Here is a 21,741-nt window from a genome sequence, read left to right as displayed (position 1 = left end):
TCATTTCGCCGATACGTGAGTGAAGCGAACCTCATTACTGGCATACCGCATAAAACCTCGCCAGCCAACTGCTAAGCCGATTTTTGGTTTAGGGATGTCAATGATGTGGCAGGTTCAATATGAGTGTACTTTGAGTCATCTTTCATGTTGGATTTAGGTCGGCTCCTCTGAACATTTTTTGAGGATGGAGCCGCTTAAATTGGCAAAGTGGATCAGTTTTTCATGATCGGTGACAATTAGTAGTTAGTTGCGTGTGAGATGGTGTTTTCTAATTATTAGAGCAACGGTAGCACCTGATCTGATAGGTACAAGGGAACTCTTTACGTAACGACCGCGCTCTTTGGTATCAGCTAATTCTTGGTTGCGAATATTTCTTCGACTAAAAACAGAGAAATCACCTTTTTTGCGAGGTTATTCTGTTCAAAATACAGGCTAACTTTTTGTTGAAAAAGTTCTAAAATTCTTAGACATCAAGATGATTTTTTCCCGTTCAGCAGTTACCTATAATTCCATCGATATGAAGTAATCGAGAATTTTTTTGCTCGCAGTTCCATCCCCGAATGGATTTCCAGCTTGGCTCATTTTTGCATAAAGATCCTCATCCAAAAGTAGCTTCTTACAACTTAAATAGATGTTGTTAGTGATGCGGGGATCAACCAACATAGCTGCTCCGTTATCAATAACTTCTGGTCTTTCTGTAGTATCTCTAGCTATCAATACAGGTTTTTTTAAGCTAGGAGCTTCTTCTTGCACCCCACCGCTATCACTCAGAATGAAATAAGCATTATTCATTAACCATATAAACCCCGGATATGCCAATGGTTCAATTAGTTTAATATTGACCATTCCAGATAGTTTATCGTTGACTACATCACGGATACGTGGGCTCATATGAACAGGAAAGACAATTTCGATATCATCGTGTTCTTGCGCCAACTGTTTAATATCATCACAGATAGTTCGCAAAATCTCCCCCTGATTATCTCTTCGATGTAGAGTCACTAAGATAATTTTTTTATGCAGATTTAACTGGGTTTTCAACTTGGCAATTTCTAGAAAGCTACTGCTTGACTCTTCTATTTTTTTGATTCCTATTAACAAAGCATCAATGACGGTATTCCCAGTGACAATAATATTTTTTTTATTCACATTTTCACGAAGAAGATTATTTTTAGCCTGATATGTAGGTGCCGCATGGAAAAAAGCTAGTTTACTAGTTAGATGTCGGTTTCCCTCTTCAGGGAAAGGTGATTCCATATTCCAAGTTCTCATCCCCGCCTCAATATGCCACACCTTTATTTTTTGATAGAAGGAAGCCAAAGACGCTGCAAATGTAGTAGTGGTATCACCATGAACAAAGACATGATCAGGCATGGACTCTGCCAGAATTTCATCGAGGCTCGTTAAAATGGAACATGTAATGGCACCAAGGCTCTGTTGCCTCTTCATGATATTCAAATCATAGTCAGGAACGATTTTAAAAAAGTGAAGCACTTGATCAAGCATTTCTCGATGCTGGCCCGTAACACAAATTTTAACGTCGATAGTTGGATTTTTCTTGAATTCAATGACAAGAGGAGCCATCTTAATGGCTTCAGGACGTGTGCCGAAAATAAATAAAACCTTCTTCACTTATGCTCTTCCTTCTTTGTTTTGTTATGCGGAGTAACTACCCAACTATGTTGTTTTCTCCATCTAAAAATAGCTAAAAATTGAACAATTATAAACGAGAGTCCAAAATACAATCCAGAAAACAAAACTTTAAAAGGATTAAGAAAAATACCTTTATCCATCCATGCTCCGTAAATAGGTAAAATTAACATACCATAAACCATAGATATTAACGTAACAATATTTAGATTAGTAATAAGGCTTATCCAGTCTATTGAGACAAACCACATTATCACACTATTGGTAAGTGTCGCATCCTTCACTGTAAGAATGTCCATTGTTGAATTAATATTATCAATCACCGGAGTGGACTTATCCTTTATAAAGCCCAATAGAAAAAGGTTCATAAAAATAATAAAAGCCTGTAAAGCTCGCCCCATAGAGAACAGATAAAGTAATTGATCGACGTATTTCCATTTACGCTCAGTAAATGTCAACTTTAACAAGCCAAAAAAGTTAGTAAAAGCCGCATACCAGTGCCCCTTTGACCAGCGATATCGTTGTTTGATACTTACTCTTAAATTGTCTGGCTTTTCATCATAAACTCGCACATTATGATTCCACAACACCCGCCCCCCCTTGCGCACAATTTCAATTTCAAGCTCAATATCTTCAGTAAGCGATTTAAAATTAAACCCTCCGTTATTTATCAGGAAATGACTACATACAACGAATCCTGTTCCGCCAATTGAATTAGGTAAACCTAGTCGATATTTTGATAACTGGAAAAATCGATTCATCATCCAGTAAGATGTGCAGTAACCAAAAGAAAGAAGAGACGTAGAGTTTTTACAATCCAAATAAGCCTGTATAGCTTCTGGCTTTCCCTTTGATACCCATTGAGAATTAATTTCGGTGAGGATATTGTTATCAATAAAATTGTCAGCATCCAATACCATGATCAAATCATACCTTTTTTTAACATTTTCAAAACCCAGCTTGCGAAGAGCGTACTGAATAGCTGCAGGCTTGCCCACGCCTTCACGTTCAAACTCGCCTTCAATAGTGTCTATATGTTTTACTTCATAGCTATCACAGATAATTCCTGTACAATCTGTGGAGTTATCATTAACCACTAAAATATCAAAAAATTTTTTATCATACTCAATTTTTTTTAGATTATTAAGTGTTGATCCGATAACGACTTCTTCATTATGAGCAGCAACGAGAATAAGAAAGCGAGCTTCATGAGGGCAATCGGGATAGTCTTTTTTATTTTTAACAAAACCAGAAAAACTCAAAAAAATAGTATAGGAAGACAAGGCAAACAAATACCACGTCATAAAAAATATCACTATATGTAGAATAAATAATATAGTATTAACAAAATAATCACTCATTTTTTCTTAAAACCTTAATATAAAAAAAATCAAAAACCCTACGAGGTAATAACCTAAAAAACATTTTCAAGGTTATGATCATGAAAAAATACAATAGAGAAATATCCCTTCTTTTAAAAAATTGCCAATGCAGTTTTATCTCTTGTGTTAGCAAAAATAACCCACTTCTTTTTTGGTAAAGTCTTTTTTTATCACCAGCTCTGAAATTAACAGTAATACATTGAAGATTAAAAATTATCTTTTTTTTTCTAATAAATTTCATCACTAAGTCATAATCTTCGCCAAAACTTAAAGATGTGTTATACCCTCCTACCTCTAAAGCATCCTTTTTGAAATAACAGATAGTCGGATTATTAACAGGTGACCTAAGTTTGGCATAGCGGATAATGTCTACATAAGCACATGGAACTTTACGAATGATTTTTCTGTCATGAACCTCGTAACTAAATTCTCTCATCCAAGATCCCACCATTCTCACACGATCATTTAACTCATTGATAATATTTATAAATCTATCAAATTCATTGACATCATCAGGATCTGCCACAGCAATAATGGGATACGTGGCAGCATTTAGCGCAATGTTCCGCGCATATCCAATCGAGCTTAGATTTTCTATTCTCATCAGGTTAAGATTAAATTCATCGCTTACACTATCAATGATTTCATAATGTTGTTCTGTTAATCCGCCATTATCAATGATCAATATCTCTGATGGCTTCATAGACTGATTTAGCAGAGATAATAACGCTACTCTGAAATATTCAGCATCATCGTTCCTAGTTACTACCATAAAAGCAGTAAAATCATGAGACATAATACTCTATCCTCACAGTACCTAAAGGTTATCCGGTATGCAGAAAAGATATTCACATATAACGATTAGACATCTTCTTTCTGTAGTAAGTGTTCTAGATATGCTCAAGCTTAAACTCACCGCCATTTACATTGCGATCGTGAATATTTTCACAGGAAGGACAGCGCCACTTTCTTACTGATAGTGACAGTACTTCCATTTTATATTTGCATACATGTTTTACTACTAATGACTCGGGCTAAATCGGTACGGGCTTGGTTTTTACAACACCGCGCCCATCTCTTTCGCTTTTTTCTCAGCCTCCTATTTCACCGGCTGGAAATCGCCAAGCGTCGCCTGTGCCGTTTGCTAGCTTTGCCATCCATACTTCACTATCTTTTTTGTCTGGAATTAACCGATTTTTGGTCGCTTTAATTTTTTCACGGAGTTGTGTTTTTTCGTCCTCAGACAGCTCGGCGGACAATACTGTACAATGCTCAACAATTTCAGCAAGGCTTTTTTCGTCGGTAGCATCGTCGAGACCGATTAATGCAGCTTCCAATTTTTAGTTGATCTAAATTTGATCTGACCGCGGTAATTCTACTACTGCTTATTGCATTTTTCTTGAGTTTTTTGTGCGATCCCGAAATACATCCCTCAATGATAGTTTTTTTGGCGCATCAGGAGCTGTTTTGACGGTTTTTTCAGATGAGCTCTTCGTATACCTCAAACATCGAAAATAGCTCAGAGGCGCAAGGAAGAGTGTATTAGTCGACTGTGGTGGTTTTGATTCTGGCTTGACTCGAACAGCAGTAGCAGCAGCTGATTTAAGACTTTCTCCAGTCAATGATGATCCTTCTGACATTTTAGGGTTGCAAGAATTTAGTCAAGTATTGGAAGAAATATCACGGGAAATAGGCGTAAACAAAATAGCGCATGTTCTACTTAACAAAGTTCATCCACCACGGATAAATTTTAAAGACATCGATAACTATCTTAAGCAATTTGATAATTTGGTTCGTTTGGATCCGGTTATCCCTCTTGATAAATCTGTACCAGAAAAATTCGGCGCCGGACTTGGAGTTGTCGAACACATAAAATCCCGAAACGGTAGAGCAGGCAATGCGATGCGTTCTCTTTTTCTAGACCTTCGCTCAGTGATTAAAAATGTACATTAAAAATATTTAATAGGTATTTAAATGACATCAAAAAAAGACAGGCTTTCTCGGCTTTCTAATATTTCAAGAAACGCACCATTGCAAGAAATAGCGACAAAATCAGTTGAGACTCATAGCATTCCATTAGCATGTGAATCAAATAAAAAAACAAAAAGTCAGGCGTAAGCCTAAGAATCTTCAAATTCCAGAAGACCTATGGGCAGCATATGAATTGCTGAAAAATAGTAACACAACCAGTTTACTTATGACTCCTTATATACTAGAAGCATTCAGGGAAAAACTTGTTCGTGACGGAGCATTTGATAAAAATAACGACAAAAAAACGCACCAGTAAACTATCTGGTGCGTTTATAAGACCGTGTAGAAAAAGATTGTTGAGTATCTTAAGTATAGTTACTTTTCGAAGTAGGGTAGTGTAATTTTAGCTTCATCAAAATCCAGTAAGCTAATCCGGCAACCAGAATAGAATTCAAAGAAGGGATGCCAAAGTTGAAGAATATGCCTATAAGCGTTCCAACAATACAGGCAACAATCGCAGACCAGCCAATTAAGGGAGTAGATGCATCATCAGGGAGTAAACCTTTTTCTCTCGTTTCGTCTAATGTTTTTCGACTAGTTTTTAGAATGTAGTAATCAACCAGCATCACGCCAGCGATAGGTGGGAAAATAACGCCAAGCAGCAATAGAAATGAGGTTAAATACTCTAAAATACCCAGTGATGCCAACAATGTTCCGAATAACCCCAAAGAAATAGTTATTGCTGCATAATTAAATTTTATATTTGTTATAGATTCCAAAAAACCTAAGATATTAATGGATGAAGAATAAAGATTTATGTCATTAACTTTTATTGCTGATAAAACAATTGTAAGAAAACCAATAAAACCTGCGCTGTGTAACATTATTTTCACAACATCGTCTGTACCTAACGCATGGGAAACGAGTATGGCAATGCCATTAATAAAAAACTCACCAACAATAATTGAAATAAATATCATCCAAAAAACATGCTTACCATTTTTACAATATCGACTTATATCTGGTGTAATTAAAGCTCCGACAATAAATAATCCTGCAACCATAGTGGCAGCATCACCAACAGACAGTAATTCACCATTAAGTTTAGAAAAATTAAAACTATCGATTGGATTTAAAAAAATTTCCTTTATGCTAATGAAAGATATTACTATCAAAAATAAAGGTACTGCTACTTTGGCTGTAATGCTTAATCCTTTAAAACCCAAAGCAACAAGTAAAGAAAAAAGTAAACCTGTAACAATGATAAGCCAAAATAAATTGATATCAGGAGTAATTGTATTAATAAGACCTTGTGAAATAAGAGAAATATTAATTCCAAACCAACCTAAGAGACTTATAGAAATAGCAATTCCTATCAACATGGCTCCTATTCTTCCAAAACCACACACCCTTGATAAAATACTGGTAGACAAACCTTCCTTCATACCAGCATAACCTAAACCAAAGCTAACAAATATTAAAACTAAACTACCTAGCGTTGTAGCTATCATAGCCTCTATAAAGGTCATTCTATGGCCTAATGTTGCTCCCAGCATAAATTGAGCTAACGAAGTTGCAAACCCCATACGAACAAGAGTTACATTAAATAAACTTGTTTTTTCTTCTTTTGGTAATCTTTTAAATGCGTATTCATCTTTGGAAACATTCATAAATTTACCTTCATTTTTATCCATAGCAGGTTTATTATTAAGTTATATAATTAATTTAAAATTAGAAGGTAAATAGCATGAAAAATGCAAGCATAAAATCATATTTAGCATCACCTTCATCGCTAATATCATTTATAAAGAATAGACCAGACCATTGGTATTTAAAAGATAATGAATCAAGATATATATTTGTAAATAAAGCAGCCTTTCGATTCTTTAAATTTCCTAATAACTTTAATGAAGAGGGAAGATCTGATAAAGAAATTCCAACCAAAATATGCGAGGAACTATGGCCTGATTTTATCAATCACGATAAAAAAGTAATATCGGAAAATAGAATGATAACATCTATAGATATTCATTATTACGGCAAGGGGAATAGTAATACTCCAATCCCTCATTTATCAGAAAAAACCCCGCTTTATGATGATAACAATAATATAATTGGTATTGTTGGTTATGGTAGACGTATCGATGCACCAACATTGCTGTATTACATGAACCGTTTGAACAGAAAAACCATTCAATTTGACGCACCTAATGATATCTTCACCAAAAGAGAATTGGAAGTTATTTTTTGGGCACAACAACGGCTCACTGCTAAAGAAATAGCGAAAAGATTAGATATCACACCACGAACAGCGGAAGCACACTTAAAAAATATTTATATAAAGGCTGATGTACATAATGTCATTCAGCTAATTGAATTCTGCAAAAATACAGGACTTGATAGATATATTCCGGCTGATTTTATTCGTAAAGGGGTGCAACTAATAGATTAATTTTATTTATATTTATGCTTGAAGTTACATTTTTTTTCTTCTACGTAATATTACGGTATATGAATTTTTAAAAAACTAAGTAAGCTAAAATTCCTATGAGAAATCATAGGTCGGGAGTCGAAGCCCGTTAAACACATATCCAGTATAAATATATATTTTTTTATATTGGTACCATTACCTCACATCTATGGTGGGCGGGGTGGGGGAGCCGAAAGGCTCGCCGTTCATGTGTACGGTACTTCGAACCCTGTCCAGTCTGCCACCCAATCTGGTGTCTAGACTTCTCTTTTTGATGAGGGAAGGCTTATGTACAAATGCAATTTAAAATTTTCAAATAAAAATAACAGAATTCTAATAATGAAAAACCCCGGAAAACGGGGCTTTGATAGTTAGTTTTGGCTGTCAAATTGGCCAATATCAGGGAAATACAATAATAATTATTTTGCTTTTATGATTAATTTTTTACTTACCAACACCAGGGAAAAACCCAAAGGGAATATGTAGCGACAACGAAGCATATTCCCTTTTTTTTCAATAAGACAAAAGATTTTTGCTATTTCTATTTTTTTCTTTTTAGCACAAGAGGAAATACTCATGATTCAGCCCAGAAAATACAGAACAACGTTTCGCCATTTACAAGCAGGTATGTCCGTTTTTCACAATGACGAAACCTTAAAAATCGTGAAATTGAGAAAGCGCGAGATGACCGAAAAAGGGTTGATGTATCACTTTGATGTGATTGGCGGTAACGGGATTTTGATAGGAGAAAGCGGAACCAGAATATACACCTCAAAGAATTGCTAAATTAGCAAAAAAAGTTCAACTCATCCCACCAAAAAAATACGATTATTTTTTAGTCGTAACTCATTGATTTTGATCGTTTTATTTTTTACCTAAGTTATTGAATTTTATCAGTTTATTGACAAATTAAAATCATTTGCAATAATGGGCGAATTCATTTTTAGCTGTTTTTTGTACGGCTTTTGCTCTCTATCAAATTTGGTTTTCTTCCAGTGTGTCTGGAAGACAGAATACAGAAATTTGAGTGTTCTGTTTTGATGTTTTTTACTTCTGCGCCAAGCGCGGATAACCCATGCAAAAAATATCAACACAAGACATTCGAGGAGGAACCAAATTTGAAGAAGCAGCGTGAATTTGTAGAAATCATCGTTCTGCCGAAGAAAAATAATGCCAAATCTCGAGAATACAAACGATTTGGTGAGATTTTGAAGAGAAAAAGACGCTGAACGTGAATTTAACCAAAACCTCAAAAAAGCCTTTTAGCAACACGAAAATACACGTCAACAATTACGGGATTTTCAACGTCAGATAGTGGTTTACGCTAATCTGTTCATGAATCACCACAAAAAACAGAAAAAACAAAAAATCATCGAACAGAAAGCGCATATTGGCACTCTCTTTTTGAATTAAAGCCTTTCTTTGTCATTTTTTCAACCACATCAGGGAAACCCACTTCTTCTTGGTGGGCTTTTTTTATGCTTGTTGATCATAATGTAAATATCCTCGAACATGTTTATTATTCGAGGATATTGGATTTGAATTAAGAACTACAAGTGGATGTGTTTTTAGGTTCGTATAATTCAATGGGATTGATTCTCTATTTGACTATACAGCTTTTTGATATGTTCCGACGTTAAGGAATATTCTTTGTTGTTTTCTAGTATATAACTATCTATTTTTTTGAGTAACTCTGATTCTTCATATAATTTATTTATATTTGTATCAGTTTTGGTCTTATGTAGGTAATCAGCAAAATCATTGTATACTTTAGCCAGCATTTTTTCCGTGTGTTTTTTTGCATTATCAATTGATGCAGCAAAATGATAAACCCATTCATTTTTTGTTCCTATTACGCTTGTTATATCTATACCATCCGTTGAATCTAGTGAATAACGTTGTATCGAATAATAATCAAAGCATTTCATTTTCAGTGTAATCCATCTTTGCAATAAGCTCTGATCAATCGCCATTTCTTGTTTCGTTTTGTAGCTTAACAAATGCAGTCCAACTCTTCCCTGATTTGCTGAAGTAATACCTTCTAGTTTATTTCGATCATTATCATATTTTACTTTACTTAAAGCGGCATAAATTCCTTCATGGATAACCGTATCATTGTCTAATATTTCACTATTATTAGTTAATTCTCTTTTTTTAATATCACAGATATCGTTCGAAGTTCCGTATATTAGTAAACGTTCTCTCATAATATCTTTAATGGAAAAGGAAAAAGTATAAATGCCATCTTCATTTTGGGTAATGGATGCTTCAAATTTATCTTGATGAATAGGAGATGCCATTTCTTTTAGTTGATAAAAAGCTACGATCTTTTTTATCATTGAATTAGTATTAAGTTCATCATTGTTGTGTGTTAATTCGTAAAATTTTTCCAATGCTTCTCGTGTATTGCTTCCACAAAACCAATCTTTAATTTTCTCCCATATTCCAATATCTGTAGCTTCTTCTTTTGACGAACTTTCAATAGCGCGGTTAATATTTTCATTGCTAAGTGTTCTTTTAAAGAAACATAAGAAATTACTTTGAATAGACAGTGACATAATATTGTTCCTTTTATCTATTTTATTCGTAATTAAAATGTATTGGGTGATCTCCATACATGGGGTAATGCGTAACGGGTGGATATATGAAACTATAACAGATATTTTTAAATATGCCCGTCAGGACATAGAAGGCGGCAGATTGCAATCGCAAAGATAATAGAATAGAAAACCGCCGAAGCCAGGGGACTTATCGGGTAGCAGGAAACCACACGCCTGCGCATCCTGCTAAGCCATGTTTTTACGATAAATAAAACGACTCAGTGGTTTGAGGGTTAAAGACAAGCGAATCGTTGGGCAAGAGTCTATCAAAAGCCAAAACGGTCATCACCATCACCGGACACGATAAAGCCACCATTGACAAGAAAATGGCCTTTAACGATGTAAAAATGGGGGACGATTAGCGCAGAAAAAACCGATTTTTATAAGGTAATAAATAACCAGACCGCAAAACAAAACCCGCAAGCGAAGCGGTAATAGCGGGCAACAGCATACCGCCAGAAACAGTAACGCGGATGAAAAATAGCGATATTCCGAATAATTCAGTGTTTGACCTTAAAGGGAAAACACAGAGAGAAATTCTTTCCGTTGATATAGACAAAGCGTTAACCTTTGACATCAATGATACATTACTTAAAGATGAAGAGAGCACACTTCCTGAGAATACTGATGGCGAAAAATTGATGAATGCCAACGATGAGGTCAATATTTTGCATCATGCAGATAAACAAAAAATTAAAGAAAAAGAGTACGGTGATTAAAATGATGGCGCCGAATAATAGAATCACATTGAGTAATCATAATAAATTCAATAAAATAATTCCTCTTCAACCAAGAGGAAGCGTAATATGCAATCTGAAGAAAAACAGCTTATCGAAGATCTATTTCAACGCTTAAAGCAAGCGGAGACACCCTCTAACTCTCTCGATTCAGAGGCGAATAGTTTGATTCAAACTTTGATTAAGCAACAACCCGAATCCCCTTATTTTATGGCGCAATCTATCATCATTCAGGAAGCGGCACTACAAAGACTTACTCTACAAATTAAACAATTACAAGATGAAATTATTCAGTTAAAGAGTGCAACTGAAAAACAGTCAACAAAAGGCAGTTTTCTTAGTGGTTTGATAGAAAAAATTCATCCTAGTCAACCTATTACAACAATAACAGAAAAACCGCAACAGCAAACACCTCAATATCAACAACAACCTAACATTTCAGGTGGGAATAGTGGTTTTTTATCTGGAGCATTAAAAACAGCTGCAGGAGTAGCCGGTGGTGTAATGGTGGGTAATATGTTAACCAACATGTTTGGTCATTCAAAACCCAATGAAATTATAAATACGATTCAAGCCACACCTGATTCAGCCAGCAATAATAATTCAACAATAGATAACAATTTTCAATCTACCAATGTTGACACATTTAATCAAAATACAAAACTGACTCATAACGATTATTCGAATGATGACTATTATGACGATATCAGTGATGATGATTTTATTTAAATGACAATATGTAATTATTTAATCCAAGACTATTTTTTCAAAAAAATTTATCAGCCCATTGAAAATAATAACGTGAGTTCTTATTTAAAAAATAAAGTTAACAAGCACAAAAAGGAGGACAATATGACTTATCGTTCTTTTTCTCTTATTCCTATGCTCAGTGATAACCTATTATCGGATAGATTTTCTCAAATGGATAAATTATTTAGCCGAATAACGGGTGAAAAACCGTTGTCAGATATTCCGACTTACAATTTATACCAAAAAGATAAAGAAAATCTGGAACTCACAGTAGCGGTTCCTGGTTATAAACAACAGGAGTTAGATATATCAGTATTGAATAATAAGCTGACTATCAGCGGCAAAAGTGAAACAGAGAAAGAAGAAAGTAACGATGATAGCAAAACAGAGAAATGGCTACATAAAGGTATTGATAAAAAAGGCTTTTCGATGAGTTTTGACCTTGACCATCGCATAAGGATCCAAAATGCTAATTTAGCAGATGGATTGCTAACATTAATTTTTAATTATGAAATACCGGAAGAACAAAAACCCCAAAAAATTGCTATTGGTCAAAAATCTCAACCAGAAGTTATTGAACATAAAAATTAATTTAATAATGCCCCTAATTTTGGGGCATTATTTCTTTTATCATAAATTAACTATTTATTTTTGATTAAAGAAATAATTAAGTTTATATTTCATCTCTGACAAATATTTTTGATAGTTTTCCTCTGTACCTTGATGTTTAGCTTTATCGATATCACCACGGCCACCGAGAAAAATAGTATTTGTAAAGTATTCTGTTTTTAAAACAGATTAAGCAATTAACGCTAATTTATCATCGACAGAAATAGAAGGTGTTTCATTAGAATATTTATCCATATTTTTCCATAATACGACTTCCTAATTTAAGCATTTCTAATGCAATTGCTGTTCGATTACAGGATGATTTTCCTTCACTATCATTAATCCTTTTTTCAGAAATAACATCGACAACCGATTTAGGAATACGTACAGTAACTTTATAATCTTCAGGAATCATGATTAGTGTGCCTATTTAAAAATTTACAAATATTGAAAAATAATATAATGCAAAACCATGTCTACCAAATTTACTGAGTGAGAAAAACTTCCCTACTGCACCACTGCATTAGCTTTGATTATTGCCCTGCAATTTTTCGTACATGCACAGCACAACGGTACACGGATCGCCTGAGTCAACGTTTTCATCAGCAAGAAGAGGGGAACTGGCAGAAAGCAATAACCATTCTATGGTGAAGATTATTTTATTCATAATGGCTTTCCTGTTGGATTATTTTTCATTATTCTCATTTGCTCATTGAGAATATTCATAAGGTTGAATCGCCATGAAATTATGGAGAAACATCTATTTATTGATATCTTCGCTGCTATGTCTGTCTTGTAGTGTATCTCCGCCAAAAGGGGTAAGAGCAGTAAAAAACTTCTCCATAGACCGATATCTAGGGACTTGGTACGAAGTTGCCAGATTGGATAATCGCTTTGAACGTGGACTCGATCACATTACCGCCACTTACGCACTGAATCCCGATGGTAGCCTCAAAGTGATTAACCAAGGGTTTTCAGCTACTCAACAGCAATGGCGAAGAAGCATCGGTAAAGCACAATTTCTTGATTCACCTCATCGTGCAGCGCTTAAAGTTTCATTTTTTTGGCCGTTTTATGGTGGCTATCATGTGATAGCTCTGGATCCAGAATATCGTTATGCACTGGTGGCAGGACCAAGTCGAAATTATCTATGGCTGCTTTCACGCACGCCCAAGCTCGATAACGAGGAAACGGAATCTTTGCTAAAAATCGCCAGAGAGCTAGATTATCCAGCAGATAATTTGATATGGGTTAAGCAGGAATAAAAATAATTTGGTTTTATATCAATAAATTAATGACATCAGGTAATAACGTAGGCCGACTCTTCGTGTTGATGCCCTACAAACTTAAGGCCTGCAACATACCAACCCGTTAGGGCTGCATACCCAGCCGGGTTGTGCGGTTACCATCCAACTGTAAAAATTCGCCGGTAGACAGGCGTCCATCGTCTCTTACAGAACCGCCTTTTAGTTGACCGCCTGCATGAACGGGATATTGACGCGCAGTAAGTCGGCGATATTCAGCAAAAAGTAAACGCCCTGCACGGCACGATACACTGACCACGGCGGCAGGTTGTCGGCAATTTTTCGATTGACCCAATGCCCCATTGACCAGACAATCAGGGCGGTGAGTGCCACTAGGCCAAACAGCAGTAACCACTCAAAGTTAACAATAAATTCAGAAAGGCCGGTTAACAGGCTTAAAGGTCCATCCCATTTTTCACGCGACACCAGTCTTGCCAGTTTGGGGATAAACTTTTCACAGAACATATGCATCATCAGCACCACGATGCCCAGGAGAAAACAGGGGTAGCCCAATGCGACGAACAGCGCGGAGACTATCGTTTTCTTGCCCTCCACAATTTGGCTGGCACGACGCAAGGCATCGGAGAGCTTGCCGGAAAGGATACCTGAGCCAATCAGGTTGGCTTCCTGAACCGGCATCCATTCGAGCAGTACCTTTTCAAAATCGCCTTGCCCCTCATCCAGCGCTGACAGGCAATCGGTCAACAGCACCGCATAGGGATGATGTTTACGGCCAAAATCGGTGACCACGTTACGCATATCGATAAAGACTTACTGCAACGATTTGTTGTTATCCAGCAAAAAGGCCAGCATGTCGTAGAAGGCGATGCGGTCTTTGGCGGAAAAGGTTTTCTGGTATATCCAGAGAATTGCCGTTTTGAGGTGAGGTTGGATGCTTGCAAAAGGTAAAGAAGAAAACATATCGTCTCCATAAAAAGACTTGTTAATAAGTTTTTTAGTGTTAAAATAAAACCTATTTATAGGTTTTTATTGAGGTTTTTATGCCAACGACTATTCTTAGTACAACAACAGCTAGCATTACTGAATTGAAAACAAACCCAATGGCAACAGTCAATTCAGGAGATGGGTATCCGGTTGCAATTTTGAATCGTAATCAACCTGCGTTTTACTGCATTCCTGCCGACTTATATGAACAAATGTTAGAGTTTATCGATGACCAGGAATTAGCAAACCTGGTCAAAGAGCGTGCAGAGCAGACATTGCATGATGTCAATCTGGACCGTTATTTATGATCTACAAAGTTAAGTTCAAAACTGATGCACTTAAAGAATGGAACAGTCTTGATCGTTACATTCAACAGCAATTCGCCAGGAAGCTGAAGAAATGCGCTGAGAATCCGCATATTCCAGCAGCCAGGCTGAGAGGAATGAAGAATTGCTATAAAATTAAACTCAGATCATCTGGCTTCAGGCTTGTTTACCAAGTCTTTAGGGATGAGCTAATCATTGCTGTTGTTGCTGTTGGAAAACGTGAACATAGTGAAGTTTATAAACTCGCCAGCAAACGACTGAGTTGACATCCTCCTTTTTTATGGGGATATCAATCCGGCAGTAACGTATAACTGTCTTCATCAATCGGACAAATAAAATGCGCGGCCAACGGGTCAACTTACGAACAGTAATCCTTTCTGTGTCAGCCCGCATTCGCGGACTGACATTATGCTTTGTGTGACTCAAATCAGCGCTGCTTCCTTCAATTCACTTTTCAGGTAGGCATAGTAAATCGGTGCAGCAATCACGCCCGGAATGCCAAACGCCCCTTCAAACACCAGCGTTGCCAGCAAGACTTCCTAAGGTACGGCTGGTTATGTAAACCAGCCGTAGCGATAGGGTGAAAAGCAGGAATGACTAACCCAGAATCTTATCTTTGAACATGAAAAACACGGCCCCTAGCAGGCAGAGCCCTGCCCAGATGAAATCAGTGCGGAACGGCTCCTTCAAAATGACCATTGAGAACGGAATAAATACCGTCAGGCTGATCACCTCCTGCAAGATCTTTAGCTGCCCCGCCGAGGCCACCTGATAGCCAATGCGATTGGCCGGCACCTGCAACAGGTATTCAAACAACGCAATTCCCCAACTGACCAGCGCAGCAATCAACCAGGTACGCCCACTGAAATAGCGCAAATGGCCATACCAGGCAAAGGTCATAAAGACATTGCTCAGAGTCAGCATGCCTACAGTAATAAACAACGGCGACATCGTACTTCTCCATCCATTCCGCTACGCAAAATACCCGTTTTTCTGCCACACACAATTGTGGTGGGAGGAAAGATTATAGATATATCACTACAACAGGTGGGCTGTCTACAGAATTACGCCGATGACTTGGATAACAGAAGGGAAAATATTTTGTAATTCATCGAGTCCCGATGATTGCTTAATTTCAATCAATAGCGTGTTGGGGTCGGGTATGCCTTCAATCTCCAAAAATTTCGCGGCCTCTAGTGAAGTGATTTCACCAGCTTTTTTTGCGCTCAAGTATCGATCTTAAGTATTCTTTTTGTTGCTGCTTTTCATCGTTAAAGAATCCTTCGTTGATCCCCATCTTTTTGTAAACCACAATATCATTGTGACTAGGCAACCACCTCTTCTATCGTTGTAGTTTCGCCGTCCGGTGTTTTTTTGATGATTTTACGTGCTCGCATTTTGGTGTTTTGCCTTGCTGTTTCCGCGATTTCTTTTTTCAAAATATCCGCTACATGATGAAAGGCATGATCAAACTCGCAATAATCCTTTCGCCAGTTTCTGATGGTTTTTTCGTCAACGTGCAGCCACTTTGCAATGAAATGATTTGATACTTTTCCTCTCACCAAATACAGGTTGATCACGTCGTCAATATACGCTTTTTTGTATTTTGCTTCCCCTGACATGATAATCTATTTTTAACTTTTTTATAACATTAGCGAAATTGGCCGTTTTGGGTGCGGACTTATTTTGCGGAAGTATGCGTTTTTAGCTATTCTGTAAATTACCTTGCTGAATACCGCATGAATATTGAGCTTGATCGCTTTCCGCCCGTTTTGGATTGTGATTAAAAAATAAATGAAAATGTTAAATTTCTATGTCCAAAACTGACCGGCAAAAACGGTATTCTGTTCTCCGCGACTAGCAGAGAGGAAACCCCAATTTGTATAAAGAGCAAAGGCTGTACATAAGCACAGCAAAAAAGATAGTTAAATTGTAATGTGAAATTTCAAGACGTAAAATAATTAATCAAATTCAATAATTTACGTGATTTAAAAAATTCACTTTTTTTTTAATTTCCAAATTTACAATCGAAAATCGCTATTTTGGAGTGGGGCGCCGGATATTGGATGTCTGGCGTTTTTTTTTGCTATTAAATAGGATATGTCAATATATTCTCTATAAAATCTCTTATTTATCTCAATAACCAGAAATGACCTCATATTTTCTCTTAAAGTTAACATTTAATATATTATATTGATATTTTTTTGTGAAAAAATTAATATTAAATCTTAATATAATATATAATTCTCATATTAAGTATTTAATTATCTCTTTTTTGTCTCAAAGGTCACTCATGAAAATATATATCGATGACGGCTCGACAAATATCAAATTAGCATGGAGTGAGGAAGGAATTCAGAAACACTTCATTAGCCCAAATAGCTTTAAACGTGACTGGTCAGTCTCTTTTGGTGACAGCAATAGCTCAAATTATACCATTAATGGCGAAATGTACTCTTTCGATGCGATAAGTCCTATTGCCGTTACAACAACCAATGTGGGTTATCAGTATAGCGATGTGAATGTGATTGCGGTGCACCATGCATTATTGCAGTCAAAATTACCCCCTCAAGATGCGGAAATCGTCGTCTCTTTGCCGATTGCGGAATATTTTGATACCAAAAATCAGCCGAATTCTGCGAACATACAGAGGAAAAAAGATAATTTTAAAAAATCGGTCGAAGTTAAAGGTGGAAAAACTTTTAACATCACAAGCGTTGAAGTAATGCCGGAATCAATCCCTGCGGGTTTTTTAATAGCAAAAGAGCTTTATGACCTCGACTCGCTTTTGATTGTAGATTTGGGGGGCACAACGCTGGATATAGCTCAAGTGATGGGAAAAATGAGTGGTGTATCGAAAATATACGGAAACTCTCATCTAGGTGTATCAATGATGACACAATCTGTCAAAGAAGCGCTTAGTTTGGCAAAAACCAACGGCAGTAACTATCTGGCGGATGATATCATCATTCACAGTCACGATATGAGTTACCTGAAACGCCGTATCAACGATGCAAGCCAAATAAATCAGGTTCTTGCTGCACTCAAAGAATCAAAACATCGACTGATTAATCGTGTATTGGACGCTGTTAATACATTCAGTGGGTATACCCATGTACTGGTGATAGGTGGAGGTGCAGAAATTATTGCTGATGCTATTAAATCCCACTGTGTGACAAGGGAAGACAGGTTTTTTAAAAGCCAAAACCCTCAGTTTGATTTAGTCAATGGCATGTTTTCTATAGGGTGAAATCGATATGGACACACGTAGAAAAATTCAATTTTATATCAATCCTGATAGACACGGTGCTGACAAGTACGCAGGTGAAGTAGTATTGGAGAATATACCACAAGGAGAGAGAGGTAAATTCATGCGCGCGGCATTTTTATCCGGTGTAGCGCTTTTCAAACAAGAGCCTAGATTAATTTATATGCTCAGCGAGCTTTTGACAGATAAGACCACACTAGAAGAAATTACGAAAGTGATGGAAGCCGTGTTAAAAAACAAAATTCCTGATTTCGATACTAAAGGTGTTGACTTTGAAATATTAGCTTCAAATGAAGATTTGAGTGCATTGGAAACCCGAAAAAACGCTAAAAACCTATTTGGAAAATAAAAGTGATTAAACCAGACACATTGCCAGCTTTCGAGTTGGCTTTTTTCTTTGTGAAATCCAAAAACTAAAAACGTACTAAACGACTTATGAGCGTCTATAAACTTTTTGGATGGTAAGTCCGTTTTTATCGATAAAATGGCTTATAGTTGATTACAGTGCGCTTTATAGGGCATTCTGACTCTTCTTTCTTCCTTTAGCACTTCAATGAAGACTTGCTCGAATTCGTCATTTTCGGGAAGGTCTTGATTGAGGATATATTTGTTGACGAAGAATTCTGGTTCTATACCAAGTCGCCTTGATGCTTCAAATCCGCGTTTGACCAAATCAAGGGGCAAAATGTGTTCGTGGGCTAATTCCTCACTCAGCCCAATGCCAGTCAAACTATTTGATTTCGTCTTCATGCAGAATATGGATTGACTTTGCGTCGTAGGTCATTAATTACTTAACCGCCTTCTCTGCATCTTTCTTGCTTAAACCTGACTTCTATGAAGCTTTGCTGATTAGTTCTGTTTTGTTCATGTTGTGCCTTTTCAAATCAAAAATTTTGTATTAATTCCAAGTCTTTTTCAGAGAAAGTAATATCTTTGGTTTTCTCAGATTTCACAACGGATATTTTTGTATTTTTGCCTTCTCTCATTGACAATTCTCGTTTTTTCTCTTTGTGCCAATTTTGCTTGCAATACTTTGAGCATTCTACGGCTCTACGCAAATCTGGCATTGTTAAACGTAATGTAGGATCGTATTTCTTTAAATCCTTCTCGTACTGATAAAGTATCTCAGCATTTTTTTTCATCCATTCGCCCTCATTATGAGATCCTGATGTAACATGTGGTCGTTTGGCTAGTCTTGGGCGTTTTGGTTTGGTAATTGTTGCTTTTTCTTCAACACATCCAAAACGCATACCTACAACAGATCTACCTTGTTTTATTGGTTCCCAATGTACTGATAAATTGGTGTTTTTGTTAATATCTTGTATTGAAGGATTTATTGTATATTTTCTTAGGTTGTTAAATCTTGAGCTTGCTTCTGGAAAAAGTTTTCTAAAATCTTTCAATGATATATCAACTTCGAAAAAACCTTCACGTTTGCAATTTGGATGATTTTTATGACTTAAAATATACATGTATATTCTAAATGACATTACTGTTTTTACACTGGTAATCGCGTTTAAAAAACACCAAGAAAAATTATGTTTAATGTTAAATAAGAATGGATCAAGGTCTGAGTTTAGGCGTAATTTTAAACCTGTTCCTTTACCGTTATTTTTTTGATATTTGTACCCAGATAGCCAATTCAACACGGTGAAAGATTCTTTTTTCCCATTAATTACATGGAAAATAATTTGACTCTTAGAAAGAGAAACGACAGAATTTTTCATACAACGCCAAATATTTTTTTTGTTGATGTCAAAGGTAGTTTGAAATTCATTAGCAGTAAAAGATACCCACCCTGGATTTTCCAGTCTCTGATTAACTTTTGACAAAAATAATGTTAAAGCGCGAAAACCGTCAATATCTAGATCATACCTAGCGGTAATTAAGTCATTACTATGTACTATTAACTTTTTATTTTCGTCCTGCCAAGGTGTCATATTTGACAAAGCAAACCTCCTATAATCAATCAGAGTGATACACTCTGTTTTTTTACTTTAAGATCTTTACTATTTTACTGTTAATTTTTAATTAACAAAAACATATAGTTAATCATTTATACGACTAGCAAAAAGCGGTAATACGACTAGCAAAAAGCGGTAATACGACTAGCAAAAAGCGGTGGATAACTTTTTTGCCAAATTTACTGCATTTAATGTTGATATTTATGTTGTAAATAATGTTGACATATGTTTTATTATCATATCAAGATATTTTTTAGGCAATAAAAATCTAAGGATTGGGAATCATGAAAAATACTATGCGACTAGCAAAAAGCGGTAAAATTTATGAAGAATATGTATGAGTATGTCAATGTAAGAGTACCTAGTGTGGTAAAAGATGACGTTGATTTCATGTATAAAGAAATTGAAAAGACAGGAATGAAAATTAGGAAAGCCGATCTTTATAGAGAAGCAATAAAATTCTTTAAAAATAAAGAACTGTATAAAGATTTAATTACTAAATAAAATATGCGTTACTTGAAGGGATTGCAGTCCCAGAAACCAATCCAAAACCTAACCAAACTAGGAGCCTGACTATGCGAAATAGTACGCATATTGAAAGCGTGCGGCATATCAATCGAGCAACTTTTTAGCTTTGCTCACACAGCAAAATATTCAAACATTTATACCGCTTTTTGGTCACCTTTCTATGTGATTTTCAAGTGACCTAGCTACCTGCAATTTCCGTTTATCTTCCGCTTCCTCGATGCAAAACAAGTTTGCATCTTGCTGCGAGCGGTGGTTTTTTTAATTTTAAAGATTTTTTTGATTGTTTTTTGTTGATTCAGTTTTCTCAAATTAGCTTGCAAGCACCGAACAGAGTCGACTAGGAAGAGGATATTAGTTACTAATGAGTTGTTTGTTAAATCTAGGTAATAAAGATCTAAGAAAACGAGATGATTTAACTTATTGAAATATAAATAATATATTTTTCATTTTTTGTTAGTGTTACTATCAGTTTTAGATAGAGTTAATTTCAAAAAAATACGTTAATTTGATAGAAAGGCTATCTTTTTTGATATACTGTCTATCTAATCTAAAATGCGACTTTAAATGAAAGTGATATTATCATTAAATCATCAGAAAGTGAAATAACTATACGATATAACAGTAATCCTTTTATTAACAATATGCTGTTATCAACAAAAGCAAAACAAATCAAGGTTTCTAGATTGGGTAAAGATGACAACATACTAGTTAATGGAACGCATGTTGTTACTTATCGTAAAGCAGATGATGAGAAATTCGTTAAATTATTCACTTCAAATATTGCTTTAACTTTTGATCTTAAATCTGCTGGGATAAAGACTTTTAATGTTCTTATGTGGTCTGTTCAAAGACCTGATATCGATACTGATCTTGTGTGTCTTGATAAATATGCTATTAATGATTTGCTTGAAGAAAACACATTAAAAATGAGTATGCCAACTTTTTGGCGCGGCCTTAAGGAATTAGAGGAAGTTAAAGTAATAGCCAAGGCAAGAAAACTTGGTTTTTAACGGAGATCGGATAGCATTTACAACAGCTATTGCAAAAATAAAGAAGTAATAAAATAGTCGCCCTGTATTGATGTTGACGCACCAACACAGAGCTAACCATAAACCTAACGTAGATAGGAGTAAGGCTAATGAAAAAGTCTACCTTCCGCGGGATTATCTGTGAAGCACCGAATTACACAATTAAACTATTTGTTCAAAAATGCCGCAACTTAACTTTCCGCCATCGT

At 35.9% G+C, this 21,741-nt stretch carries 29 protein-coding genes and 1 pseudogene; 14 read left to right on the top strand and 16 right to left on the bottom strand.

Translation table 11 applies throughout. The annotated features are described in order from the left end of the window. Window positions 1–501: 501 nt before the first annotated feature. From wecB to AC01GB_RS17910, 4 genes are all read right to left on the bottom strand, one after another. Window positions 502–1,632: a non-hydrolyzing UDP-N-acetylglucosamine 2-epimerase gene (gene wecB, locus AC01GB_RS17925; RefSeq protein WP_474452972.1), complete on the bottom strand. Its 1,131-nt coding sequence runs from the start codon at window positions 1,630–1,632 to the stop codon at window positions 502–504. Next, a complete protein-coding gene (locus AC01GB_RS17920; protein ID WP_474452971.1) occupies window positions 1,629–2,954 on the bottom strand; it encodes a glycosyltransferase family 2 protein in 1,326 nt (441 codons plus the stop codon). Before AC01GB_RS17920 ends, wecB begins: the two co-directional genes overlap by 4 nt. Before the next feature lie 49 nt (window positions 2,955–3,003). Beyond that, on the bottom strand, window positions 3,004–3,828 hold the full coding sequence (locus AC01GB_RS17915; protein ID WP_474452970.1) for a glycosyltransferase: 825 nt from the start codon (window positions 3,826–3,828) through the stop codon (window positions 3,004–3,006). Window positions 3,829–4,123: 295 nt separating this feature from the next. After that, on the bottom strand, window positions 4,124–4,369 hold the full coding sequence (locus AC01GB_RS17910) for a hypothetical protein (protein WP_474452969.1): 246 nt from the start codon (window positions 4,367–4,369) through the stop codon (window positions 4,124–4,126). Between the two features lie 235 nt (window positions 4,370–4,604). Here AC01GB_RS17910 and AC01GB_RS17905 point away from each other — a divergent pair, with 235 nt between their 5' ends. Then, on the top strand, window positions 4,605–4,985 hold the full coding sequence (locus tag AC01GB_RS17905) for a hypothetical protein (RefSeq protein WP_474452968.1): 381 nt from the start codon (window positions 4,605–4,607) through the stop codon (window positions 4,983–4,985). 130 nt (window positions 4,986–5,115) lie between these two features. Then, entirely contained in the window at window positions 5,116–5,319 is a 204-nt protein-coding gene (locus tag AC01GB_RS17900) for a hypothetical protein (protein WP_474452967.1), read from the top strand. Window positions 5,320–5,368: 49 nt separating this feature from the next. Here AC01GB_RS17900 and AC01GB_RS17895 read toward each other — a convergent pair whose 3' ends face one another. After that, on the bottom strand, window positions 5,369–6,697 hold the full coding sequence (locus tag AC01GB_RS17895) for a purine-cytosine permease family protein (RefSeq protein WP_474452966.1): 1,329 nt from the start codon (window positions 6,695–6,697) through the stop codon (window positions 5,369–5,371). Between the two features lie 53 nt (window positions 6,698–6,750). On the opposite strand from AC01GB_RS17895, the gene AC01GB_RS17890 reads away from it, so the two are divergent. Both AC01GB_RS17890 and AC01GB_RS17885 read left to right on the top strand, forming a co-directional pair. Further along, on the top strand, window positions 6,751–7,455 hold the full coding sequence (locus AC01GB_RS17890; protein WP_474452965.1) for a LuxR C-terminal-related transcriptional regulator: 705 nt from the start codon (window positions 6,751–6,753) through the stop codon (window positions 7,453–7,455). 594 nt (window positions 7,456–8,049) lie between these two features. Beyond that, window positions 8,050–8,259 (top strand): hypothetical protein, encoded by a 210-nt coding sequence (locus AC01GB_RS17885; protein ID WP_474452964.1) that lies wholly within the window; start codon window positions 8,050–8,052, stop codon window positions 8,257–8,259. Window positions 8,260–9,056: 797 nt separating this feature from the next. Here the strand turns inward: AC01GB_RS17885 and AC01GB_RS17880 are convergent. Beyond that, a complete protein-coding gene (locus tag AC01GB_RS17880) occupies window positions 9,057–10,031 on the bottom strand; it encodes a hypothetical protein (RefSeq protein WP_474452963.1) in 975 nt (324 codons plus the stop codon). A gap of 515 nt (window positions 10,032–10,546) precedes the next feature. On the opposite strand from AC01GB_RS17880, the gene AC01GB_RS17875 reads away from it, so the two are divergent. The 3 genes from AC01GB_RS17875 to AC01GB_RS17865 all read left to right on the top strand — a co-directional run bounded on the left by AC01GB_RS17875 (window position 10,547) and on the right by AC01GB_RS17865 (window position 12,151). Continuing rightward, complete coding sequence (locus tag AC01GB_RS17875; protein WP_474452962.1) at window positions 10,547–10,792, top strand: hypothetical protein; 246 nt, start codon at window positions 10,547–10,549, stop codon at window positions 10,790–10,792. Between the two features lie 87 nt (window positions 10,793–10,879). Beyond that, the gene (locus AC01GB_RS17870) at window positions 10,880–11,539 is read left to right on the top strand and encodes a DUF2076 domain-containing protein (protein WP_474452961.1); all 660 of its coding nucleotides are present in this window, start codon (window positions 10,880–10,882) and stop codon (window positions 11,537–11,539) included. A gap of 123 nt (window positions 11,540–11,662) precedes the next feature. Then, on the top strand, window positions 11,663–12,151 hold the full coding sequence (locus tag AC01GB_RS17865) for an Hsp20 family protein (RefSeq protein WP_474452960.1): 489 nt from the start codon (window positions 11,663–11,665) through the stop codon (window positions 12,149–12,151). 265 nt (window positions 12,152–12,416) lie between these two features. On the opposite strand, the gene AC01GB_RS17860 is transcribed toward AC01GB_RS17865, so the two are convergent. Together AC01GB_RS17860 and AC01GB_RS17855 are read right to left on the bottom strand one after the other, a co-directional pair. Then, window positions 12,417–12,584, bottom strand: a complete 168-nt coding sequence (locus AC01GB_RS17860; protein WP_474452959.1) for a relaxosome protein TraM — start codon at window positions 12,582–12,584, stop codon at window positions 12,417–12,419. Window positions 12,585–12,692: 108 nt separating this feature from the next. Next, a complete protein-coding gene (locus AC01GB_RS17855) occupies window positions 12,693–12,836 on the bottom strand; it encodes a hypothetical protein (protein WP_474452958.1) in 144 nt (47 codons plus the stop codon). A gap of 73 nt (window positions 12,837–12,909) precedes the next feature. Here AC01GB_RS17855 and AC01GB_RS17850 point away from each other — a divergent pair, with 73 nt between their 5' ends. Continuing rightward, complete coding sequence (locus AC01GB_RS17850; protein WP_474452957.1) at window positions 12,910–13,434, top strand: lipocalin family protein; 525 nt, start codon at window positions 12,910–12,912, stop codon at window positions 13,432–13,434. An 81-nt stretch (window positions 13,435–13,515) separates the two neighbouring features. Here AC01GB_RS17850 and pilV read toward each other — a convergent pair. The 3 genes and pseudogenes from pilV to AC01GB_RS17835 form a co-directional block, all read right to left on the bottom strand. Next, a pseudogene (gene pilV / locus AC01GB_RS17845) lies at window positions 13,516–13,657 on the bottom strand (shufflon system plasmid conjugative transfer pilus tip adhesin PilV); the annotation flags it as partial. After that, complete coding sequence (locus tag AC01GB_RS17840) at window positions 13,636–14,232, bottom strand: type II secretion system F family protein (RefSeq protein WP_474452956.1); 597 nt, start codon at window positions 14,230–14,232, stop codon at window positions 13,636–13,638. The gene AC01GB_RS17840 and the pseudogene pilV, both read right to left, overlap by 22 nt. Before the next feature lie 12 nt (window positions 14,233–14,244). Continuing rightward, window positions 14,245–14,394 (bottom strand): hypothetical protein, encoded by a 150-nt coding sequence (locus AC01GB_RS17835; protein WP_474452955.1) that lies wholly within the window; start codon window positions 14,392–14,394, stop codon window positions 14,245–14,247. Between the two features lie 80 nt (window positions 14,395–14,474). On the opposite strand from AC01GB_RS17835, the gene AC01GB_RS17830 reads away from it, so the two are divergent. Together AC01GB_RS17830 and AC01GB_RS17825 are read left to right on the top strand one after the other, a co-directional pair. Beyond that, on the top strand, window positions 14,475–14,726 hold the full coding sequence (locus tag AC01GB_RS17830) for a type II toxin-antitoxin system Phd/YefM family antitoxin (RefSeq protein WP_474452954.1): 252 nt from the start codon (window positions 14,475–14,477) through the stop codon (window positions 14,724–14,726). Beyond that, on the top strand, window positions 14,723–15,010 hold the full coding sequence (locus AC01GB_RS17825; protein WP_474452953.1) for a type II toxin-antitoxin system RelE family toxin: 288 nt from the start codon (window positions 14,723–14,725) through the stop codon (window positions 15,008–15,010). Before AC01GB_RS17830 ends, AC01GB_RS17825 begins: the two co-directional genes overlap by 4 nt. Window positions 15,011–15,341: 331 nt before the next feature. On the opposite strand, the gene AC01GB_RS17820 is transcribed toward AC01GB_RS17825, so the two are convergent. The 3 genes from AC01GB_RS17820 to AC01GB_RS17810 form a co-directional block, all read right to left on the bottom strand. Beyond that, window positions 15,342–15,695: a DMT family protein gene (locus AC01GB_RS17820; protein ID WP_474452952.1), complete on the bottom strand. Its 354-nt coding sequence runs from the start codon at window positions 15,693–15,695 to the stop codon at window positions 15,342–15,344. A 105-nt stretch (window positions 15,696–15,800) separates the two neighbouring features. Next, window positions 15,801–15,974 (bottom strand): hypothetical protein, encoded by a 174-nt coding sequence (locus AC01GB_RS17815; protein WP_474452951.1) that lies wholly within the window; start codon window positions 15,972–15,974, stop codon window positions 15,801–15,803. Window positions 15,975–16,069: 95 nt separating this feature from the next. Then, entirely contained in the window at window positions 16,070–16,366 is a 297-nt protein-coding gene (locus AC01GB_RS17810; RefSeq protein WP_474452950.1) for a hypothetical protein, read from the bottom strand. Window positions 16,367–17,037: 671 nt separating this feature from the next. On the opposite strand from AC01GB_RS17810, the gene AC01GB_RS17805 reads away from it, so the two are divergent. Beyond that, window positions 17,038–17,994, top strand: a complete 957-nt coding sequence (locus AC01GB_RS17805) for a plasmid segregation protein ParM (RefSeq protein WP_474452949.1) — start codon at window positions 17,038–17,040, stop codon at window positions 17,992–17,994. Window positions 17,995–18,001: 7 nt separating this feature from the next. Then, window positions 18,002–18,361 carry a plasmid partitioning/stability family protein gene (locus tag AC01GB_RS17800; RefSeq protein WP_474452948.1) on the top strand — a complete coding sequence of 120 codons (360 nt, stop codon included), beginning with the start codon at window positions 18,002–18,004 and terminating at the stop codon, window positions 18,359–18,361. Between the two features lie 140 nt (window positions 18,362–18,501). Here AC01GB_RS17800 and AC01GB_RS17795 read toward each other — a convergent pair whose 3' ends face one another. Further along, window positions 18,502–18,741, bottom strand: coding sequence for a hypothetical protein (locus tag AC01GB_RS17795; protein ID WP_474452947.1), 240 nt, complete (start codon window positions 18,739–18,741; stop codon window positions 18,502–18,504). A gap of 155 nt (window positions 18,742–18,896) precedes the next feature. Continuing rightward, window positions 18,897–19,952 (bottom strand): replication initiation protein, encoded by a 1,056-nt coding sequence (locus tag AC01GB_RS17790; protein ID WP_474452995.1) that lies wholly within the window; start codon window positions 19,950–19,952, stop codon window positions 18,897–18,899. Between the two features lie 348 nt (window positions 19,953–20,300). On the opposite strand from AC01GB_RS17790, the gene AC01GB_RS17785 reads away from it, so the two are divergent. Beyond that, entirely contained in the window at window positions 20,301–20,480 is a 180-nt protein-coding gene (locus tag AC01GB_RS17785; RefSeq protein ID WP_474452946.1) for a hypothetical protein, read from the top strand. Window positions 20,481–21,187: 707 nt separating this feature from the next. After that, a complete protein-coding gene (locus AC01GB_RS17780; RefSeq protein ID WP_474452945.1) occupies window positions 21,188–21,514 on the top strand; it encodes a hypothetical protein in 327 nt (108 codons plus the stop codon). Window positions 21,515–21,741 lie beyond the last annotated feature (227 nt).

Source organism: Candidatus Arsenophonus phytopathogenicus, assembly GCF_056113345.1.
Note: the sequence above shows the minus strand (reverse complement) of the source record. Positions and strands in the feature narration are given on the sequence as shown.

Coding starts and splice junctions, on each gene's coding strand:
- AC01GB_RS17860 (WP_474452959.1), bottom strand. CDS start 12,584: ATGATTCCTGAAGATTATAAAGTTACTGTACGTATTCCTAAATCGGTT.
- AC01GB_RS17880 (WP_474452963.1), bottom strand. CDS start 10,031: ATGTCACTGTCTATTCAAAGTAATTTCTTATGTTTCTTTAAAAGAACA.
- AC01GB_RS17915 (WP_474452970.1), bottom strand. CDS start 3,828: ATGTCTCATGATTTTACTGCTTTTATGGTAGTAACTAGGAACGATGAT.
- AC01GB_RS17895 (WP_474452966.1), bottom strand. CDS start 6,697: ATGGATAAAAATGAAGGTAAATTTATGAATGTTTCCAAAGATGAATAC.
- AC01GB_RS17820 (WP_474452952.1), bottom strand. CDS start 15,695: ATGTCGCCGTTGTTTATTACTGTAGGCATGCTGACTCTGAGCAATGTC.
- AC01GB_RS17840 (WP_474452956.1), bottom strand. CDS start 14,232: ATGCGTAACGTGGTCACCGATTTTGGCCGTAAACATCATCCCTATGCG.
- AC01GB_RS17790 (WP_474452995.1), bottom strand. CDS start 19,952: ATGACACCTTGGCAGGACGAAAATAAAAAGTTAATAGTACATAGTAAT.
- AC01GB_RS17805 (WP_474452949.1), top strand. CDS start 17,038: ATGAAAATATATATCGATGACGGCTCGACAAATATCAAATTAGCATGG.
- AC01GB_RS17865 (WP_474452960.1), top strand. CDS start 11,663: ATGACTTATCGTTCTTTTTCTCTTATTCCTATGCTCAGTGATAACCTA.
- AC01GB_RS17850 (WP_474452957.1), top strand. CDS start 12,910: ATGAAATTATGGAGAAACATCTATTTATTGATATCTTCGCTGCTATGT.
- AC01GB_RS17885 (WP_474452964.1), top strand. CDS start 8,050: ATGATTCAGCCCAGAAAATACAGAACAACGTTTCGCCATTTACAAGCA.
- AC01GB_RS17800 (WP_474452948.1), top strand. CDS start 18,002: ATGGACACACGTAGAAAAATTCAATTTTATATCAATCCTGATAGACAC.
- AC01GB_RS17835 (WP_474452955.1), bottom strand. CDS start 14,394: ATGTTTTCTTCTTTACCTTTTGCAAGCATCCAACCTCACCTCAAAACG.
- AC01GB_RS17825 (WP_474452953.1), top strand. CDS start 14,723: ATGATCTACAAAGTTAAGTTCAAAACTGATGCACTTAAAGAATGGAAC.
- AC01GB_RS17785 (WP_474452946.1), top strand. CDS start 20,301: ATGAAGAATATGTATGAGTATGTCAATGTAAGAGTACCTAGTGTGGTA.
- AC01GB_RS17870 (WP_474452961.1), top strand. CDS start 10,880: ATGCAATCTGAAGAAAAACAGCTTATCGAAGATCTATTTCAACGCTTA.
- AC01GB_RS17890 (WP_474452965.1), top strand. CDS start 6,751: ATGAAAAATGCAAGCATAAAATCATATTTAGCATCACCTTCATCGCTA.
- AC01GB_RS17920 (WP_474452971.1), bottom strand. CDS start 2,954: ATGACGTGGTATTTGTTTGCCTTGTCTTCCTATACTATTTTTTTGAGT.
- AC01GB_RS17830 (WP_474452954.1), top strand. CDS start 14,475: ATGCCAACGACTATTCTTAGTACAACAACAGCTAGCATTACTGAATTG.
- AC01GB_RS17810 (WP_474452950.1), bottom strand. CDS start 16,366: ATGTCAGGGGAAGCAAAATACAAAAAAGCGTATATTGACGACGTGATC.
- AC01GB_RS17855 (WP_474452958.1), bottom strand. CDS start 12,836: ATGAATAAAATAATCTTCACCATAGAATGGTTATTGCTTTCTGCCAGT.
- AC01GB_RS17875 (WP_474452962.1), top strand. CDS start 10,547: ATGAAAAATAGCGATATTCCGAATAATTCAGTGTTTGACCTTAAAGGG.